Origin of the sequence: Thiomicrorhabdus immobilis, from assembly GCF_021654855.1 — a bacterium.
Taxonomy (GTDB): domain Bacteria; phylum Pseudomonadota; class Gammaproteobacteria; order Thiomicrospirales; family Thiomicrospiraceae; genus Thiomicrorhabdus; species Thiomicrorhabdus immobilis.
In genome coordinates, this window is the sequence record NZ_AP024202.1 from 1,074,041 (window position 1) to 1,092,926 (window position 18,886).

General features: G+C 42.9%; 16 protein-coding genes. 5 read left to right on the forward strand and 11 right to left on the reverse strand.

Going from position 1 to position 18,886, the window contains the following annotated elements; genetic code table 11:
- Positions 1 to 86 precede the first annotated feature (86 nt).
- On the forward strand, positions 87 to 1,244 hold the full coding sequence (locus L6421_RS04790; protein ID WP_237264117.1) for an NnrS family protein: 1,158 nt from the start codon (positions 87 to 89) through the stop codon (positions 1,242 to 1,244).
- A 119-nt stretch (positions 1,245 to 1,363) separates the two neighbouring features.
- Here L6421_RS04790 and L6421_RS04795 read toward each other — a convergent pair whose 3' ends face one another.
- Complete coding sequence (locus L6421_RS04795) at positions 1,364 to 2,503, reverse strand: YeeE/YedE family protein (RefSeq protein WP_237264120.1); 1,140 nt, start codon at positions 2,501 to 2,503, stop codon at positions 1,364 to 1,366.
- 369 nt (positions 2,504 to 2,872) lie between these two features.
- On the opposite strand from L6421_RS04795, the gene L6421_RS04800 reads away from it, so the two are divergent.
- Positions 2,873 to 3,796, forward strand: coding sequence for an SMP-30/gluconolactonase/LRE family protein (locus L6421_RS04800; RefSeq protein WP_237264122.1), 924 nt, complete (start codon positions 2,873 to 2,875; stop codon positions 3,794 to 3,796).
- 150 nt (positions 3,797 to 3,946) lie between these two features.
- Here the strand turns inward: L6421_RS04800 and L6421_RS04805 are convergent, their stop codons facing one another.
- The 5 genes from L6421_RS04805 to L6421_RS04825 all read right to left on the reverse strand — a co-directional run bounded on the left by L6421_RS04805 (position 3,947) and on the right by L6421_RS04825 (position 10,150).
- Positions 3,947 to 5,155, reverse strand: a complete 1,209-nt coding sequence (locus L6421_RS04805; protein ID WP_237264124.1) for an efflux RND transporter periplasmic adaptor subunit — start codon at positions 5,153 to 5,155, stop codon at positions 3,947 to 3,949.
- A 2-nt stretch (positions 5,156 to 5,157) separates the two neighbouring features.
- Positions 5,158 to 7,521: an ABC transporter permease gene (locus L6421_RS04810; RefSeq protein WP_237264126.1), complete on the reverse strand. Its 2,364-nt coding sequence runs from the start codon at positions 7,519 to 7,521 to the stop codon at positions 5,158 to 5,160.
- 13 nt (positions 7,522 to 7,534) lie between these two features.
- Positions 7,535 to 8,311 (reverse strand): ABC transporter ATP-binding protein, encoded by a 777-nt coding sequence (locus tag L6421_RS04815; RefSeq protein ID WP_237264128.1) that lies wholly within the window; start codon positions 8,309 to 8,311, stop codon positions 7,535 to 7,537.
- A 279-nt stretch (positions 8,312 to 8,590) separates the two neighbouring features.
- Positions 8,591 to 9,733: an SPM autocatalytic domain-containing protein gene (locus tag L6421_RS04820; protein WP_237264129.1), complete on the reverse strand. Its 1,143-nt coding sequence runs from the start codon at positions 9,731 to 9,733 to the stop codon at positions 8,591 to 8,593.
- 159 nt (positions 9,734 to 9,892) lie between these two features.
- Positions 9,893 to 10,150, reverse strand: a complete 258-nt coding sequence (locus tag L6421_RS04825; RefSeq protein ID WP_237264131.1) for a transporter suffix domain-containing protein — start codon at positions 10,148 to 10,150, stop codon at positions 9,893 to 9,895.
- 32 nt (positions 10,151 to 10,182) lie between these two features.
- Between L6421_RS04825 and L6421_RS04830 the strand changes: the two genes are divergently transcribed.
- Entirely contained in the window at positions 10,183 to 10,812 is a 630-nt protein-coding gene (locus L6421_RS04830; protein ID WP_237264133.1) for an arylesterase, read from the forward strand.
- A gap of 26 nt (positions 10,813 to 10,838) precedes the next feature.
- Here L6421_RS04830 and greB read toward each other — a convergent pair whose 3' ends face one another.
- The 5 genes from greB to L6421_RS04855 all read right to left on the reverse strand — a co-directional run bounded on the left by greB (position 10,839) and on the right by L6421_RS04855 (position 14,920).
- A complete protein-coding gene (greB, locus tag L6421_RS04835; protein ID WP_237264135.1) occupies positions 10,839 to 11,327 on the reverse strand; it encodes a transcription elongation factor GreB in 489 nt (162 codons plus the stop codon).
- 33 nt (positions 11,328 to 11,360) lie between these two features.
- Complete coding sequence (locus L6421_RS04840; RefSeq protein ID WP_237264137.1) at positions 11,361 to 11,831, reverse strand: hypothetical protein; 471 nt, start codon at positions 11,829 to 11,831, stop codon at positions 11,361 to 11,363.
- A gap of 177 nt (positions 11,832 to 12,008) precedes the next feature.
- Positions 12,009 to 12,395: a DUF6858 family protein gene (locus tag L6421_RS04845; RefSeq protein WP_237264139.1), complete on the reverse strand. Its 387-nt coding sequence runs from the start codon at positions 12,393 to 12,395 to the stop codon at positions 12,009 to 12,011.
- 121 nt (positions 12,396 to 12,516) lie between these two features.
- Complete coding sequence (locus L6421_RS04850; RefSeq protein ID WP_237264141.1) at positions 12,517 to 13,641, reverse strand: NAD(P)/FAD-dependent oxidoreductase; 1,125 nt, start codon at positions 13,639 to 13,641, stop codon at positions 12,517 to 12,519.
- Positions 13,642 to 13,951: 310 nt separating this feature from the next.
- Positions 13,952 to 14,920, reverse strand: a complete 969-nt coding sequence (locus L6421_RS04855) for a 1-aminocyclopropane-1-carboxylate deaminase/D-cysteine desulfhydrase (protein WP_237264143.1) — start codon at positions 14,918 to 14,920, stop codon at positions 13,952 to 13,954.
- 199 nt (positions 14,921 to 15,119) lie between these two features.
- On the opposite strand from L6421_RS04855, the gene L6421_RS04860 reads away from it, so the two are divergent.
- The gene (locus tag L6421_RS04860) at positions 15,120 to 16,337 is read left to right on the forward strand and encodes an ammonium transporter (protein ID WP_237264144.1); all 1,218 of its coding nucleotides are present in this window, start codon (positions 15,120 to 15,122) and stop codon (positions 16,335 to 16,337) included.
- 131 nt (positions 16,338 to 16,468) lie between these two features.
- A complete protein-coding gene (locus L6421_RS04865) occupies positions 16,469 to 18,859 on the forward strand; it encodes a Lon protease family protein (protein WP_237264146.1) in 2,391 nt (796 codons plus the stop codon).
- Positions 18,860 to 18,886: the final 27 nt, after the last annotated feature.

Consider the following 18,886-nt stretch of genomic DNA (forward strand, 5'->3'; position numbering starts at 1 on the left):
TACCGGTAATTTTGAAAACGAGCAGGCCTGGTGTTTAGGCATATTTATAATCGCTGTTTTCACCACTTCAATTTGAGCGTAAACCTATGTATTTTTTTGATAGAGCCTTTCGTGCGTTTTTTCTAGGCGGCAGTCTGTTTGCGGCATTATCCATGCTGGTTTGGTGGTTGAATTATCCGCTCGCCATAACCGCGTTTTCGGGGGTTGACGCGATGTATTGGCATGCCCATGAGATGGTGTTTGGTTACGCTCTAGCCACCATCAGCGGTTTTTTACTGACCGCGGTAATGAATTGGACGGGTTTAAATTCCGCATCCGGTAAAGCTTTGGCCAGTTTATTTGTCTTATGGTTTGTTGCGCGTGTTGGGTTTTTAATCAATCTCCCGTTAGCGTTCATCGCGCTCTTGGATATCGGCTTTACTTTAGGCTTGTTCCTTCATTTCTTTATTCCCATTTATAAAACAAAGCAGTGGAAACAGATCGGGTTGTCGGTTAAGTTTTTGCTATTGATTGTCGCTAATGGATTGTTTTATGCCGGTGCATTAGGATTTTTCCAGCAAGGTGTGTATTGGGGGGTTATCGGCGGATTGTTTCTCGTTTTGGCGATTAACCTGACTATGATGCGGCGTTTAATCCCATTCTTCACTGAAAAAGCATTAGGCTTGCCTGAAAAGGACAATGTTAAATGGATTGATGGTTTAGCCATCGGCGGTTTTTTAGCTTTAATGTGTGCGGCCGCACTTGCTCCAAATCATTGGATTACCTCAATGGTTGCATTCCCTTTAGCGTTAATTCATTTTTTACGTTGGTATAAATGGCATCACCCTAAGGTATGGAAAATCGCGCTGTTATGGCCGTTATATGTCTCTTATGCCTTTATGATCTTAGGTATGTTGTTGTATGGTTTCGTGGGCTTGAAAATGCTCAGTGAATCCTTGGCGATCCATGCCTTAGCGGCTGGCGGCATAGGATTGTTATGTTCATCTATCATGGCCCGAATCTCTTTGGGACACACTCATCGTAATGTCTTTGAACCGCCAAAGTGGCTGGTGCCGGTCTTCTTTATCTTAACCGTTACCGCACTGGTTAGAGTGGTGTTGCCAATGGTGGATTCAGCGCATTATCTGTTGTGGATGCAGTTGAGCCAATGGGGATGGATCAGTGCTTTTACGTTACTTTCGATTATCTATTGGCCGATCTTAACTAAACCTAGTCCGCCAAAACAGACTGGTATTCTTTTATAAGATTCCAGTATAGAGGTGGCGTTTTAAAGAGATTTCAACAACCCACCAGGCCTGGTTGGGTTGTTGACTGAATGGGTTGGTTATGTGTAGTGGCTCAAGTGTAGCAAGTTAGGCCGCAATCAAACTAGACGTTTGCGAATCATTAAGCCAAATATATTTCCTAACAGCGCAAACACCAACCATACCCAACCATGCAAACTACCCGAGGCGATTCCACTAAAGAAAGCGCCGATATTGCAACCCGAAGCCATAACCGCACCATACCCCATTAAAACCCCACCAACCAAGCTACCTATCAAACCTTTATAGGTGATGGCGACTTTCGTTCTCGGCTTGAGTAAAGAGGCGGTGAAAGCTCCTAGAATCAACCCCATTGTGGTCAGGCTTACCGTGTTTTCAAAAAATCCTTGATTCATGCGAGTGGTGTTTTCCATTGTGTAATCCCAAAAAGACCAGTCAAACGGTAGATTGAATAGGTCGATCAGATGGGTTCCCCAGTAAGGAAAGATGGAGCTAATCGACCATGGCATTCCTGAAATAAACAGCAAACAAGCATTTAGAAACGCCAAGCTAACCGCTGCAATCAGGAAGGGATGGTTGATGCGTTTGCCATTCTCTTTACTGGATAGGCTGTGGTAGTCTTGATGGTGTTTGCGCTCGATGTTTTGCAGTAAGAAATACAGTCCCGCAAGTAAACTCAATTGAATGAACAGGCCTGGTAACCAACCAAACTCACGTTGAAAAGCGAACGGTTCAATAGACGGTAGGGTATTCCAGTCACTAAAGGTGTAGGCAGCAAAGGTTCCACCAATAACCATAAAAAACAGGGTGGTAAAAGACATTGCTTGTAACTGGCCAACACGATTTAGTGTTCCAGAAGTACAACCGCAACCGATTTGCATTCCTATACCAAAAATAAACGCACCCAATGGGATTGCCAGGCTTAAAGTACGGATAAATCCGTTAAAGCTTTGGCCATTGAAGTTTTGCATCGCTAATAGCGGTGCAAATAATAGAATGGCAATCGCCAATAACCAAATGATGGCACGCATGCCAGCGGTACGTTTTTCCAATAATAAAGAGCGAAAACTGCTACTGAATCCATACTGAAAATAATTTAACGAAGCCCCTAAAAGCCCCCCAATAAGAATCAAGGTGATTGTATATAGCTGAGTGACTTGGGTGGCTTGATAGACAGCGTACAGCGCAAGCGGTAACAGTAGCAATGCGGTTGTTAAAAAGGTTTGGGTTCTAATCATTGCAGTTCCTTCATAACTTCTTTAGTTAGACGAGAATATTGTAATAAAATATATTTATGAATAATAATTCAAAAAACTTATGACTGTATGAGTAGATTAAGAAAGTTTCCAGAGATGGTTCAATCACACCATATTCAGAATGAAGTTTTAATTTTGAGTTCTTGAGTACGCTATGTTGATAGATTTATTGAGTTTTAATAGATCGGTTTGTAGATGCCTCTGGCAAAGGATGAGCTGCTTTCATCGTTATGTTTTTGGCTATTTGGATATGGCGATAAATTTGGTTTTGTTTTGTGTAAATTCTGCTAAACTCAGATTAATTAGCAAGAAAAATCTCAATATAAAATTTTCTAACAAGAGGTGTTGAAAATGGGTTCAAAATTTAAAAAAAGTTCTTTAAAAGCACTGTTTAGTATCGCTTTTTTAAGTTTGGCTCTGCCTGTGCAGGTTACGTTTGCAAACGAAGCGAATGTGGCAGATGCTGAAGCGATCTATGTAAGTGATGTGGGATTTGCCACCCCTGAATCGGTTGAATATTATGCGGATGAAGATGTCTATCTAGTCGCAAATATCAATGGCAACCCATTTGATAAAGACGACAATGGCTTTATCTCCAAAGTTTCACCTAATGGTGATGTGATAGAGCTGAAATGGTTGGACGGTGCTGCAGCGGATGTTGCCCTGAACGCACCAAAAGGCATGCAAATTATGGGTGATCGTTTATTGATTGCCGATATCGATACTGTTCGAGTTTTCGATTTAAAATCCGCCAAGCAGTTGGATGATATTCCCGTGAAAGGTGCGACTTTTTTAAATGGCGTTTCTATTGCGGATAAAAACAGCATATATGTAACCGATACCGGGTTAGCTCCAGGTTTTACCGGTTCGGGAACCGATGCCGTCTATCAAATCGGTTTGGATGGTAAGGTTTCTTCTTTAGTTAAAAGCACTGATTTAGGTAAGCCAAATGGTGTGGCTGCACATAATGGTGGTGTCATTATCGGTACTTTTGGCAGTGGTAAGTTAGTCTTGCTAGACAATAAAGGGGTAAAGCAGTCTGAGATGACATTAGAGGGCGGACGTTTGGATGGATTGTTGAGTTTGCATGACGGTACCATCATTACTTCAAGCTGGGAAACTTCTGCGGTATATGCCATTGCCGCGGATAAAACAGTCACTACCATTGTCGATGGTTTGGAGTCACCCGCTGACTTAGGGTTGGATACTAAGCGTCATCGTGTGTTGATTCCTTTGTTTAAGGGCAATGAATTAGTGATTCAACCATTAAATTAAAGACTCGGGTTAACACTCTAACCGAACTGAAAGCCAAGCGACAAGCTTGGCTTTTTTGGTTTTTAATGCGTGTGTTTTTAACTGATCAGGCCTGGTGGGATTGTTTGGCACAGAAAAAACATGCCAATCAAGTTACATCTCTATAGAGCGTTAATTCGTTAAGCGTTGCTTAACTTTAACCCCATCATCAACGGCATCACTAGGATGGTTAATCAATTTCTCACCCTCTACCAGGCCGGATAGAATCTGCACACTCAACCCATTACGCTGACCGATTTTAACGGGTTTGCGTTTGGCTACATTATCCTCTATAGAAAATACCGCCCAACCATCTTGATAGCGGAATAGGGCGCTTGAAGGAACTTGTAACACATCATCTTCATGCCAAAGCACAAACTTGGCATCCACTCGGTAACCGTCACCTAAACGCTGCCACTCTTCGGACGGTGAGGTAAAGTTTGAAATCACCCAGACACGCTGCTCTTCAACCCCTAAGGCAGAAATTTTAGTGAAACCGACAGGTTCAATCAAACGCACCACACCTTCCAATGGATGATCGCCTCCCCAGCGGTCAAACAGGACTTTCATTCCTGGTTTGATTCTGACCGCATCGGCAGAAAGTACGTCCACCTCCACTTCTAATGCAGTAGGATCGCCAACCTCCAATAAAGCTTCGCCAGTCATAACCGGGCCTTCGCATTTGCGCTCTACCTTAAGGATTTTGCCAGTGATAGGGGAGTTGACCGCGACTCGTTCTTGCTGTTGCTTATCGGGTTGTATAGCTGAAAATTGCAAGGTGGTCATTGCCGCTTGCAGTTCATACTTAGCCACTTCCACCGCAAAATTGGCCGAACGCATATTGGCATTGGCGGTTAAGGAGGCGGTTTTAGCTTCATCATGTGTTTCTTGAGAAATCAACCCCTTGCTCAACAAGGGTTGATATCGTTGGAATTTCTCTTGAGCTAATTGCGCAGCGGCTTTGGCTGAGTTTGCTTGAGCTTGAGCGGCTTGTACCGCTGATTTTGCCGCTGAAACTTGCGCTTCAGCTTGAGCTCGACTACGAGAATCGAGCACTTGCGACCTCAAAGGTGTAATCCCCAATAAGTTTTCACCTTGAGTAACCGTATCGCCAACATGCAACTTCATTTGGCAAGTCATGCCATTGACCGGTGCCAAAATCACATAACGGTCAATCACTCGAGTACGACCATCCTCTTCAATTCCGACGGTGAGTGGAGCGCGGTGTACTTGAGTGGTTTCAACCATAACGGGTTTTGGCCAAAAGCCCCAAACCAATAAACCGGTAATGACCAAACCAACAATAAGAATGCCGGGATGGCTCTGTAATGGGAAGCGCATAGTTACTCCTTAGCCTTTAATACCGCTACCATATCAAGGTGCGCAAGATTTCGCCATATCATAATCGCAGAAAGTAGTGAGGAAGCAATCACCACCAACGCGGCCATGGCATAAACATCGTTATCTAAAATAAGGGGGATCCGGTATAAATCACTATCGAATTTCATCGCTAAATAGGCGCAAAAGCCATTGCCGATAACAAAACCGATCGGTATGGCAAATAGGGTCAATACCGCTTGTTCACCTAATAGGATATAGGCGATTTCACTGCGGTGAAAACCCAACACACGTAAACTGGCCAGTTCCCGGTTACGTTCTGATAAGGCGATTCGCATACTGTTGTAAACCACACCAAAAGCGATGCTTCCTCCTAATAGTGTAGAGATGAAGCTAAAGAATAGAATGGTGTCGTCCATGGTCTCATAAAAGCCTTCAATAGCCGATTTTTGTTCGACCACACCGGCAATTCTAGGCATATTCTTCAGTTCGTTATACACCGGTTTCTGGTACTTTTCATCCACCTTTAAATAAGCACCCGAAATCACGTCCCCTTCTTTGAGCAGTCGATTTAAGGTGTTGCGTTGCATGTAGACGTTCAGCCCCAAATATTCTTTGGCAGTGCCAATGACCGGTACCTGTAACATCGGGCGATTTCCCTCCAACACTTGGATGGTTAGGATGTCACCCGGTTGGATGTGAAGTTGTTCGGAAAGGTAATCGGTAATAATCACGCCTTGCTCAGGGATTTGAATCGGTTCAAGTTGGCTGTCGAGCAGACGTGTCAATGCCTGATTGGATTCGACCCCTTTTACCGAGGTTCGGTAAGAGCGATGTTCATACTTTAAATTGACGGATACATTACGGAAGCCTTCCGCCAACTCTACCCCTTGAATGTTCTCAATAGAATAGAGTGAACGGGTTGAAGTCGGTTCTGCATACAATGCCATTAAATCTTCATGCTGGCTCATATTGTATTGAACGTCTACCATCTCATTGATAGCGCCTTCCTGAAACCCGCTGACCATCATAATTCCACAAGCCAAACTAATACCTAAAGTGGTAAGGAAAGATTTGAAAGGGCGACGCTCGATATGACGTAACACCATGCGAGAAGGCTGAGAGAAATGTTTCTGTAAGCCGAGTTTTTCAACGACCGTTGGCCGGTAAATGGTAGGTTGTTCGGCGCGCATGCCTTGAGCGGGAGACAATCTAACTGCTTTATTGACCGCATGCAGAGTACCGATTAATGCGACGCCATAACTCACCAAAGCGGCCGAAGCAATCACGCTGGGTTCCAATAGATAGTGCATATAGGGGAGGCTATAAATGTCCATGTAAAGTCCGCTTAGACCTTGCCCCATCCAAATACCTATCGCTATGCCGAATAGAATGCCTATGGAAACAATCATTAACACCAGTTTGCTGTAGTGTAAGCCGATGGCTAAATTACTGTAGCCAAAGGCTTTGAGAATAGCGATTTGCTCTCTTTCTAAAGCAATCAAACGGCTGATTACCACATTCAATAAAAAGGCCGCCACGCCAAAAAAGATAATGGGGAACATGGTGGCCATGTTTTGTAGCTGTTTGAGTTCTTCACTCAAGAAGCGGTTTGACAGTTGGTCTTTACGTGCATAGGCTCCCACACCACCATAAGGCGCAAGAATATTGTCGAGTTCGTCAATCACATCTTGTTGATTGGTGCCTTTAGAGAGGGTGAGACTGACATTGTTAAAAGCCCCCTTCATATCGTATGCGCTGGCTAAAGGGGTGCGAGCCATCCACATGACGCCGTAGCTTTTATAGTCGGGAAACATCGCACCCGGGGCGATTTGATAGATGTATTCAGGGGATAAGCCGGTGCCGACGATGGTTAGGTTTTTACTGCGGCCATTGATGGTGGCTTTGAGTTTATCACCCGGTTTGAGTTGATGGGCATCGGCAAATTCTTCGCTCAGAATAATCTGATTATCACGGTTCGCTTCCAAAGTATGGCCGTCACGTAAATAGATTTGGTTGAGTAAGCTTTTGCTATTGTCAGGCTCTGAAATCAAATGGCCGCTCACCGGGTCATCGTAACCGCTAATATCCAGGTTTACGTAGGTGACCACACGTGTTTCCACCTTGTCCACACCCGGAATGGCTTCAATACTTTTTACGACAGAGAGTGGGGCGCGCTTTAGAGAGGCAAAAATATCGGCAAAATGATTGTCTCGATAGTAGCTTTCACGAGTTTGATAGAGTGAGTCGTAAGTGCTTAACGACATGATGAAAATAGCCACACCGCTAATGATGACCATGGCAATCGCCATAGCCTGCATACGCATATTCCAAAGTTCTCGCCAAAGTTTGATATCAATTGCGTTCATCGGCCATCCCTTATCACCAACTTAAGTCTTTGGGTGAAATCAACGTTTCATTGGTGTGGATGTTGGTGATTAGACCGTCAGATAGGCTGATGACCCGGTTCGCCATTTGGGCGATTCCGGCATTATGGGTAATCACGGCGGTTGTTGTCCCTAACTCTTGGTTCACACGTTGCAATGCTTCGAGTACTTTAATGCCGGTTTGTGAATCCAAGGCGCCGGTTGGTTCATCACACAGTAAAACATCGGGGTTTTTGGCAATGGCACGGGCAATGGCAACACGTTGCTGTTCACCACCAGAAAGCTGTGCGGGAAAGTGGTTCAAGCGTTCACCTAAGCCGACAATTTGCAAGGCCTCTTCCGGGGTCATCGGCGCTTTGGCTATTTCAGTGACCACAGCCACATTTTCACGAGCCGTCAAGCTGGGGATGAGATTATAAAATTGAAATACAAAACCCACATTAAACCGACGGTATTCGGTTAACTCATGTTCGGAGGCGCTGCTTAAATCAATCGTTTGTGGTTCTTGGGTTTGGGGGTTGTTGTTATGGTAAAGCACCTTGCCGGCCGTGGGAGTGTCTAAACCACCCAATATATTCAACAGGGTAGATTTTCCACTACCTGAAGCACCCAATAAAACACTGAGCTCACCTTGATACAGTTTGAGATTGATGCCGCGTAATGCATGCACCTCAACTTCACCCATTTGGTAAATTTTGGTGATGTTCTCTACTTCAAAAACCACCGTTTTATCGGAGCTTGAATCTGGTGTATTGGATTGCATCAGTTTCATAATAGAACCACTTGTTAAGGTTGCTTTAGAGAAATCAATTCTGCTTGGTTGAGTTTAGGTATATAAGATTAGTATATAGCAAGACTTTGCTGGTGCGCAGTGATTGTTGCGGTTGCAATTAACCTAAATCAAGAGTCGGTTGTTTAAGTGTTTTTATACAAGCCGCATGTAAACAGCTGGGATTGAGTTTATGAGGTTGAAAGAGGCTTTGACCAGGCCTGTAAGAATGAACAAGCCTAGAATGTCTTTCTTTAAAATACCCAAAAATTAATATTGACGTTAAACCACTAAATCAATTTGTTGAATTGTCCCGACTTGCCCTGATTCATGCAGAAAAACGCCTGAACTTCGGATTTGTCCATGTTGCTTGTTAGAATCGTTAAGTGCAAATTCGGTCGGTATGTTTTGTAGATAAATCGCACCGATATTCAACTCCAACAACCCCGATAATTGATTCAAGCCGTTGGGCGTCTTTTGCCAAACTTGCAATTGGCTGAAAATGGTATCGTTCTCATCAATCCAACCGTTGGCATCCTCGTCAAACTGACTTAACTCAGCAAATCCATTACCGGTCATTGCGCCAAACAGTTCCGTTCCATCATTGATTACGCCATCCTGGTTTTTATCAAAGGCCAAAAAACCCGAGTTGTTGTTAACGAAGGAGATGTTTTCGCTTTGACCATCGGCATCCAAGTCGAATGCGAATTTATCAACTGTCAATGTCGCCGGCTGACCATTAAAGTTAATTACCAACGGGTCCTTGAATATCACACCTTGCTGTTTTTCCAAGCTGAATTGCTGTGTAAACTGGCGAGACATGCTACTGGTCAAATTGAAATCGATAGCACGACCATCCTCTGTGGTGACATGTCCGGTTGCTTGGAAACGGGTGTGTTCCTCTTCATGGAATATTTGATTCCATAACCAACGCTGTCCAGTGGTTGGGGTGGCGTTTTGTATGGAGGCTTGAGGATTCTGAAGGTTTTTGGCCTGTTGTGGAGAAAAAGATGACGTATCGTTACTCTCTTGCGGCGAAGTGTTATAGCCATACACCTGTAGTTTGACTTTTTTACCCGTCAATCGCTCCATCATGGCTTCAATAGCGGAAATCATCTCTTGCAACTTAGTGGGCAGTTGGGTTTGGCTTGCTGTCGTTGGCCCATCCACTTGCTGTAAATTGTTTAAACCTTGTGTATTTTGCAAAGATAGAGGGTGAAGGGCACTGAGTTGCCGTTGGTAGTTTTCCAAGGCACTAGGTTGAATAGTGAGTGTTTTGGTACTTTGCTGGGTATGTGAAAAGGTCATCGATTCACGTGTGGCAAGTTGACCGTTGATAAAAGTCTCATGCACACGTTCACTTTGGCGCTGCTGCAACAACTGATGTTGCGATTGCAGTTGTATATTCTGGTCTTGTATTCTCATGAACCTATCCGTTTATGTTGTATGGTTGGAAGGTTCCCTTGTCTGTTTTTATATTTTTAGTTGTATCTTTTATAAATAGAGATAACGGCAGGGAAGAGAAAGTCTTTAGAAAAAAAATCAATGATATGAGATGGTTAGGACGGAAGGTGTTGTAGGTGTTTAATCGTTTTTTTGCTTAATGTAGTCAGCAAGCTTTTGTTTGAATTTATTCCATACAGGTTTGCCCAACAGCAAAATTGCAATATAAAATGAAACTTCACCCACAATAATTAATGCGGTAATTATTCCTGCTGTTTCGGCAATACTAAAATCTAAAAATGGAATCACAAAAACCAATACCCAAGCGATGGTCGAAATCGCGAATAGTGTGTAAGCTAGAGGTTTTATCAATCTTGACAGTGGTTGGTTTGCACTCATGATTATCGTTGCTCATTAATATGGAATTTTCAGTGAAAACGCATACTATACCAGGCCTGGTAAGATTTATATTAAGTCTCGTTATCAGTACGCTGCTGCTATCTTCATGCAGTAGAGTCCAACTACCCGCTTTACACTCCGATGACGTGGTTATCGCTTTTGGGGATAGTTTAACGGCTGGTTATGGGGTAGATAAAAGCCAAAGTTACCCCAGTATTTTAGCCAAACTAACCGGTTTGAATGTTGTCAATGCGGGTATTTCCGGTGAAACCACGACACAAGGATTAAAACGATTGCCTGAGGTATTGGAACAGCATCAGCCTAAATTGGTGATTTTATTAGAGGGTGGTAACGATGTCTTGCAAAAGGTGGCGGAGTCGAAAATCAAATCAAACCTGAAGCAGATGATTCAACTTATCAAGCAGAGTGGGGCATCGGTATTGCTAGTCGGAGTGCCAGAGAAGAGATTGTTTGGCAGTGCATTGGATTTATACTCGGAACTGGCCAGCGAACTTGAAATCCCTTTGGAGGAAGATATTGTCGCGAGCCTAATGAAAAGACCGTCAATGAAATCGGACTATGTGCATTTCAATCAGCAAGGCTATCAAGCCATGGCAGAAGCGATTTATGAACAATTGCAAAATCGAGGGGCGGTTGATTAGTTAGGCTTGGTTGTCCTTAAGCTTGGTTAATTTTCAAATGGAGTATATTGAATCTTATTGATGTACCAGGTTTTTTTGCCCTCGGGCGTGTCCACAATCACTTCATCATCGATTTCTTTACCAATTAAGGCGCGTGCCATAGGGGAGTTGATACTAATGGCATTTGTTTTAGGATCAAACTCATCGGCACCGACAATTCGATATCGAACAACTAATGCATCATCATTCTCAAGCTCAACCCAAGCGCCAAAAAATACTTTGCCATCTTGTTGGGGGGAATATTCAACGACCTGAACCGCATCGAGACGTTTGCGTAGAAAACGAATTCGACGATCGATTTCCCTTAAACGACGTTTACCTTCTTTATATTCCGCATTTTCAGAACGATCACCGTGGGCCGCAGCTTCGGTCACCGCTTGTGTTGTGATTCTGCGTTCTACTCGCCAAAGATGATCAAGTTCTTTCTCTAAGGCGACACGCCCTTGTCTGGTAATTAAATTTGCTCTGGATGTCATAGTCTTACTAATCGGTTAATGCCTAAGGAGGGATTACATTTCTTCAGGATACCAAGCGGATTGCTCGGCTTGTTGATAGAGTTCGTTGAATTGGTCGTGAATCTCTTTTATCCAATCTTGGTCTTTTGCTTTTGCACAACCTCCCATTCTGTTTAAGTTTTTCTTAAAATCAATTTCTTGTGCCTCTTTTTCAGCGCGAACATCCGGGTTAATAAAATCTTTGATGAAGTTATTGGCGGTAATACTGTATTTGGTGATATACAGGCGATTCACTTTATTGAAATTTTTGGCCACACTTGTACCACGGCAACGGATATTATAAAAGTCTAACTGTAGGGCTTTTAAGACCAGCTCTGAATGCAGTTTAAGTTCTGGATTTTGGTTGTTTGTTGTTTCATTGGCAAAGGACGTTGGTGCGAATAGGCTTAAAACAGGCATTAAAACCATTATAAGCATTAGTCTATTGATGGTCTTGAATGGCGGATGTGATTTGTAGGTAAACATAAAAATTCCAATAAGGGCTCATGTAATTTACAGAGTCTGTTTAGTTTACTGGATATATTCGGTGTTTTGAATGCTTATGCGGATTTGGTTAAAATTTTATTGGTTGGGTGAAACTAGAAAGCCTCAAACAAAAGCTTGTTTGAGGCTTAGTATGTGGTTATACAGGACTTTGTTCAATTATTTAACAAGCTGTTTAACCCAAGACTCCATGGTATCGTTGGCAATAGGATTTGGAGCTTCCATAAAGTTAACGATAAAACGATCACCCATATCCGTTACACCAATTGAGCGTGGACGAACCGCAACTGGGTCGGCTGATGGTAATTGGAAACCAAAGCAGAGGATTAAGTTTTGAGCATCGACAATCCCTTCTCCAATTTCACCACCAATGCTTTTAGTGTGGCTAAAGTGGTCAAAACGGGCGATGTTTACCGCTTTTGGATCCGCTTCAACTTGTGCGTGCAAAAAATCTAAGATAGCTGGAACGCTATCGAATTTAGATTCTTCTTTGCTGAACTCTAGCGCGAAAATTGGGTATTTTTCTTTAAAGATTTTTTGTTGCATGTTTTTTCCTTAGCAATAAAGTGAGATTGATTCAAAGAGACCTTTGCACTCATCTCATACAAAGGTCTCAATAAAGTTAGCAGGCCTGTTCAGATCTAATGGGCAGGCCTATAAGTTTTGTTTAGCGGTACTGGCGAAGGTACATCCATTCAAATGCACGTTTAGCCATGTGCAATAGACGGCAAGGAGGCAGTAGGGTAGTACCTTTCTCCGTTCGTTTGATTAAAATACCGTGAGAGAGCGTATCTACAATACAGATCAGCTCATGTTTGAACTCTTCAAGGTCTGTTTGACCATTTAATGATTTCACAAGGTTTTTTGCCGCAGCTGTCGCTTGTAGGTCAGCCGCGTGTGCTTGTTTTGCTTGCCAATCCGGGCCTGGGAAACTTCCCGCATCACCCGCCACGTAAACATTCTCATAGCCTTCGACTTGGGCAAACATATTGGCCACAATCATGCCACCCGCTGATTTTGGCAATTCTGAGTTTGCTAGCCAAGCTGGCCCCGTCATCCCTGGCATGAATAGAATTAAATCGGCATCAAATTCACCCCCTTCGGTTTTGACTTTATTGGCTTCAAAGCCAACCATCTTGTGACCTAGTTGGGTGTCGATGCCTTTTTTAGCCATCATTTTCACTAAGTTGCCAGGAACTTTAGGCCCAAGACGTTTTCCTGGTTCAGGTGCAGGGTTGAAGAATACGATTTTGAATTTATCTCTGCGGCCTTGGCGACGTAATAAGGTATCGATACCAAATAGGAATTCAAACATTGGGCCTCCACGCATTGCAGAAGGCTCATTAGGATTTCCGCCAAAACCGATGGCAATGGTTCCTCCACTCATACCATCAAGGCGATCTTTGATTTTGTTTGCGGCATCGATTCCTTCACAAGGCGTAATGGCGTGTTCAATTCCAGGCAGTTTTTTAATGAAACGTCCACCCGTTGCGATAATTAAACCATCGTTTTGGTACTCTCCATCAGAGGTGATCACTGTGCGCCCACCATTGGTCACGTTTTCAACAGACGCTTGAATGAATTGCACCTTTTGTCTGTTGAAGAAGTTATGAAGATTAATGCGCAAATCATCACCTTTGCGGATACCTGACGGTACCCAGATTAGACTAGGGTAGTACACAAAAGATTCATTTGGAGCAATAACCGTAATGTTTGCATTGGGTGCCGCTTTACGTGTTTGTTTTATAGCGGTTAACGCCGCAAAGCCTGTGCCTAAAATGGTAATGTTCATAGTGATGATTCCATTAGTAATATTTTGTCTATTATAGAATTAATTTATATTTTGGAGTGATAAATCGATTCAATTTTATAAATGAATCATAACAAAAAAAACTTATGACTAAAGGTTAAAAAAGAGGATTAATTTTACCGATAAAAATGCGATTGGTTTGATGTTGAAAATTATAGAATAAAATGAAGTTGGCTTATTTTATATATAAATAGCTTTAAGTTGTTTTTGGTATATTAAGATAGTTTTCATTTTGTCTTAATATGTTTTAAATCAATATGATGAATGGTTTTGTTAATTCGTTTTATAGGTTTTACGTTCTTCCTTGAAGGCCTCCTGTATGGAGTAAAATTATTTTTGAGCCTTTAGGGATTTTCCCCGATTTGAGCTCTTGATAAAATGCGTAAACCATTTTTGAGGTGTAGATCGGATCCAATAGGATTTCAAATTCTGTTTCAAATTTTTCCTGAAACTCAGTCCCCTCAATGGAGTTTTTAGCATAACCCCCGTCATGATATTGTGTGAGTAATTGCCATTTGATGGAATTTTTATTTACTTTTTTATCCTTAGAATCGGTGTGATTTTGGCGGACTGAATTTATTAAATCTTCAATTTCTGTTCGTAAATAGTTAGCCTTTTTGAGCACGGCAACACCTAGGATTTTTCGCTCGATTTGGGTGTTTTCCAAAACTGCATTTTCGTTGCAATGGACCAATCCCGCTAAGGTTCCGCCAGTGCCGGTTGCGGTGAAAAGATGTGTCCAGTTCGGACATTGTCGATTGATTTCAGAAGTTAAGTCATCAAAACCCAAGACGGCATATTGGTTACTCCCTCCTTCAGGGATGATATAGGCGGATGGAAACTGGTTTTCACAAGCGGTTAAAAACCGTTGGTCTTGCTTTTGGCGATAGGTTTGTCTATCTACGAACTGGAATTGCATGCCATTGGCGCTGGCCAATTTCAGTGTGTGGCTCCAGGTCTCAGGCTTGTGGGCTAGCTCTTGGCCTCTGATGATACCAATGCTTTTAAAACCAGAGGCTTTGGCCGCAGCAGCTGTTGCGGCGATATGATTGGAAAAAGCCCCACCAAAAGTCAGTAAGGTGTCTCGGTTGAGTTTAGCGGCCTGTTGTAAATTGTATTTTAATTTATGCCATTTATTACCTTGAACGAGGGGATGGTTCAAATCGTCCCGCTTCATCCAGACCTCTACGTTATATTGCTCAAATAGCCTTGAATATAAAGGCGTTAACGGTGTTGTATTAATATTTTTTTCTATATTCATATTACGAATTTTGGTACAATTTTTCGCTTATGGGTGAGATAAGCTTGCTCTAAGATAATAGGTCGCGTTTCGATGACCAAATCAATACTGATAAGTTCTTGAGGCGATAAACATAATCGGACTTTTAGGGTAGCTTACCCTGCTTGTTAATTAGATTAAAGCCGAAGATATTAAAGCTTGTAGCTTAAAGAGGAGCAAGATGGAACAGTTAACAACAAGTTTGGATGTGTTGTTTATTCTTTTAGGTGCGATTTTAGTGCTGTTTATGCATGCCGGTTTTGCATTTTTAGAGGTAGGGACCGTACAACATAAAAACCAGGTAAACGCTCTAGTTAAAATCATGAGTGATTTAGGTGTGTCAACCGTAGCGTATTTCTTTATAGGTTATGGGGTGGCTTACGGTGTGTTCCTCGGATTTAACATCGATGGCCAACTAACCCAAGCGATGACTGAAAAATCGGGCTATGAATTGGTTAAGTTTTTCTTTTTGATGACTTTTGCCGCTGCGATTCCTGCCATCGTTTCAGGTGGTATTGCTGAGCGTGCACGTTTCTATCCTGTCCTTCTCTCCACCTTTTTAATTGTGGCTTTTGTTTATCCTCTTTTTGAGGGGATTGCTTGGAACAGTAATTTTGGCATACAGACCTGGTTGGAAGAGAGTTTTGGTGCTGGTTTTCACGATTTTGCAGGCTCGATTGTGGTTCATGGTGTGGGTGGCTGGATTGCTTTAGCGGCGATATTGGTTTTAGGTGCGCGTCATAATCGTTATGACAAGCAGGGTACTATTCGTCAGTCACATCCGCCATCAAGCATTCCATTCTTGGCTTTAGGTGCATGGATCTTAACCGTCGGTTGGTTTGGTTTTAACGTGATGTCAGCGCAAGCGATTGAAGGGATTCAAGGTTTAGTGGCCATGAACTCTTTAATGGCTATGGTTGGCGGGATTTTAGCGGCGACGTTTGTTGGGGATAAAGACCCGGGGTTTGTGCATAACGGACCTTTAGCAGGCCTGGTGGCAATTTGTGCTGGTTCTGATGTGGTTAGCCCGTTAGGAGCCTTGGTTATCGGTTTGGTGGCAGGGGCTTTATTTGTCAAAGCCTTTACCTGGACTCAAAAAACTTTAAGAGTGGATGATGTTTTAGGGGTTTGGCCTTTACACGGTTTAGTTGGTGTGTGGGGTGGTATCGCCGCGGGTATCTTCGGTTCTGAATCATTAGGTGGGCTTGGTGGTGTTTCATTAGCCTCTCAGTTGGTTGGGATTGGTATCGGTGTTGGCATCGCCTTTGTGGGCGGTTATGCGGTTTACCTGATCGTGAATACGATTTCGACCATTCGTATGAGTGAAGATGAGCAGTATCAAGGTGCGGATTTAGCTATCCACCGCATTCATGCAAATCCACCGCGTGAAGATTATTAATAGCAGACATGCATAATTCCGATAAAAAGCCCGCACCGAGTTGCGGGCTTTTTTGTTATAGTGTATTCAATATTTAACGTGTCAAAATAGCCTTTTACACGAGGCAAATAACAAGAAGAAAAAACACACCTATGCAAAAATTAACCGCACAGCAACTCTATCGTTTTACAGACCTATCTCAATCGGACTTTAATCCTTTGAATACAAAAGGTAAGGATGCAGAAATCCTCGATTTCATGCAACACTTTCACCCCCGCGCTTATCAGTCTTTAAACTTCGGTTTGCATATGAAGCGTAACCATAACCATATCTTTATTATGGGGGAACCGGGGATTGGCCGAATTGGTATGACCAAGGCGATGTTGAGCCAATCGGCACAGCAAAAGCCAATACCGGATGATGTGGTGCTGGTTTCAGATTTTAGTGAATCAAGCAAGACGCAATACCTCTATTTTGAAGCGGGTGTGGGGATTGAATTTAAGACAGCGGTTGAGAGTTTTGTGACTCAATTGAAAACTCAATTGCCGGTTCTGTTTGATGGCCACGCTTATCAGTTAAGAAGTCAGTTATTGGAAAATGAGCTGAATGAGAAGCAAGAGGCTGTTTTAGAGCCGGCTTTTGAATTAGCTGAAGAATTGAGTATCGCGATTAACCAAACAGAGAATAACTTTGTCTTGTCGGCGATCATTGATGACAAGAACTACCGTGCGGCAGAGCTTAAAAATTTTGATGAAACAACTCAAAGACATTTTTTAGAAGCGTTTGACAAGGTTGAAGAGGCCTTAAATAAAGGTTTGACTCACTTTCCATTCTTACAGCATGAATATATGGATGCGGGTAAGCGCCTGAACACGGATGTGGCGAATGAGCATTTGGATCCATTGATTAAAACCTTGAAGATGGAGTTTGCAAAGACTCCAGAAATTGTGGCTTATTTAGATGCGTTACAGAACAGCATCGTGTCTAAGTTACACTTGTTTTGGGATCAAAATGCCGACCAGGTTACTGCCAATAACCAATCCAGTATGGATGAGTTGCTGTCTGAACAACAAGGCTTGTCTATTTTCGAGGTTAATTTATTAGTCGATCACCGTGATTTGAAACATGCACCGATCATCTATGAACAAAACGCCACTATGCCGAAGTTGTTTGGTTATACCATTAATTCAGCGGCAGCGACCGCAACGGACACTGTCAGCTTGGCAATGAGTCATCAAGCGGGCTTGTTGCAAAAAGCCAATGGCGGTTATCTGATTTTGAATATTCAGTCTATTTTGAAAGATCCTGAAATTTGGTCGAGTTTAAAAGCTGCCTTAATGAGTAAGAAATTGAGCTTTGAGGTGCCATCTTCGAGTAGTGTCGCGCCTTACCATCTGCCTGATTTTCCGCTGAGTTTAACCTTGGTACTGGTTGGTCAAGCCGCCCATTTTTATGCTTTGCAGGAGATAGATGCCCAGTTCAGCCGTCTATTTAAAGTCCAGGTTGAGTTTGAAGTGGAGCTTTCAAGAACCCCTGAGCATGAGATTACCTTGGCTAAACAACTGGCCTCTGAAATTGAAGGCTGGGATGATTTACCGGTAAAGACTTCGGCCTTTGAGCGTTTGATTGAGTATGCATCACGTATGGCTGAGGACGAGAATCGTTTATACAGTAACAAAGCCATTTTACGTGATGTTTTGGCGGAAGCGAATGCGTTTGCCCGAGCGAACGGTGAAGATTTCGTGAGTCGTCAGACGATTGAAGATACCATTCAACAGCGAGAGTTTCATACCGGTTCGATGGAAGAGTATTACCACCGAGCCATTACTGAACAGCAGGTTCTGATTTTGACGGAGGGTCAGCATGTCGGCATGGTCAATGGTCTAACGGTTTTAACCGTAGGACGCCAATCATTTGGTCAGCCGGTGCGTATAACAGCGCAAGCTTCTGCCGGTGATGAAGGGGTGGTTGATATTGAACGTGAAGTCGAGATGGCTGGACCAATTCATTCGAAAGGTATGTTGATCTTGTCGGGTTACTTACGTGGCCGTTACATGAAGCAGCGAGCTTTAGGTTTTAGTGGTTCGATTGTTATGGAGCAGTCTTATAATGGCGTTGAAGGGGATTCCGCTTCATCGGCTGAGTTGTTGGCGTTGATTTCATCTATTGCACAATTACCGATGCGTCAAGATTTGGCTATCACTGGATCAATCAATCAGTTCGGGGAAATCCAACCCATCGGCGGTGTAAATGAAAAAATTGAAGGTTTCTATAAGATTTGTCATGCTCGCGGTCTAACGGGTACACAAGGTGTGATTATTCCGCAGGCGAATGCCAGCCATTTAATGCTGAATGTGGAAGTCCGTAAAGCGGTGGAACAAGGTCAGTTCCACATTTATACCATGAGTCATATTGACGATGCGCTGGCTCTATTTACCGGTATCAAGGCTGGTAAGCTGACTAAGAAAGGGACTTTTACAAAAAATAGTGTGAATGCTAAAGTGGTTAAAGCATTAGAGGTGATGAACTTAAAACATGAGTGATGGCTGTTTTGGTTTTCAATAAGCTAT

Bases quoted from the DNA above. Each gene is read 5' to 3' on its own strand.
- L6421_RS04795 (WP_237264120.1), bottom strand. From the start codon at position 2,503: ATGATTAGAACCCAAACCTTTTTAACAACCGCATTGCTACTGTTACCG.
- L6421_RS04810 (WP_237264126.1), bottom strand. From the start codon at position 7,521: ATGAACGCAATTGATATCAAACTTTGGCGAGAACTTTGGAATATGCGT.
- L6421_RS04790 (WP_237264117.1), top strand. From the start codon at position 87: ATGTATTTTTTTGATAGAGCCTTTCGTGCGTTTTTTCTAGGCGGCAGT.
- L6421_RS04865 (WP_237264146.1), top strand. From the start codon at position 16,469: ATGCAAAAATTAACCGCACAGCAACTCTATCGTTTTACAGACCTATCT.
- L6421_RS04820 (WP_237264129.1), bottom strand. From the start codon at position 9,733: ATGAGAATACAAGACCAGAATATACAACTGCAATCGCAACATCAGTTG.
- L6421_RS04840 (WP_237264137.1), bottom strand. From the start codon at position 11,831: ATGTTTACCTACAAATCACATCCGCCATTCAAGACCATCAATAGACTA.
- L6421_RS04815 (WP_237264128.1), bottom strand. From the start codon at position 8,311: ATGAAACTGATGCAATCCAATACACCAGATTCAAGCTCCGATAAAACG.
- L6421_RS04860 (WP_237264144.1), top strand. From the start codon at position 15,120: ATGGAACAGTTAACAACAAGTTTGGATGTGTTGTTTATTCTTTTAGGT.
- L6421_RS04850 (WP_237264141.1), bottom strand. From the start codon at position 13,641: ATGAACATTACCATTTTAGGCACAGGCTTTGCGGCGTTAACCGCTATA.
- L6421_RS04855 (WP_237264143.1), bottom strand. From the start codon at position 14,920: ATGAATATAGAAAAAAATATTAATACAACACCGTTAACGCCTTTATAT.
- L6421_RS04800 (WP_237264122.1), top strand. From the start codon at position 2,873: ATGGGTTCAAAATTTAAAAAAAGTTCTTTAAAAGCACTGTTTAGTATC.
- L6421_RS04825 (WP_237264131.1), bottom strand. From the start codon at position 10,150: ATGAGTGCAAACCAACCACTGTCAAGATTGATAAAACCTCTAGCTTAC.
- L6421_RS04805 (WP_237264124.1), bottom strand. From the start codon at position 5,155: ATGCGCTTCCCATTACAGAGCCATCCCGGCATTCTTATTGTTGGTTTG.
- greB (WP_237264135.1), bottom strand. From the start codon at position 11,327: ATGACATCCAGAGCAAATTTAATTACCAGACAAGGGCGTGTCGCCTTA.
- L6421_RS04845 (WP_237264139.1), bottom strand. From the start codon at position 12,395: ATGCAACAAAAAATCTTTAAAGAAAAATACCCAATTTTCGCGCTAGAG.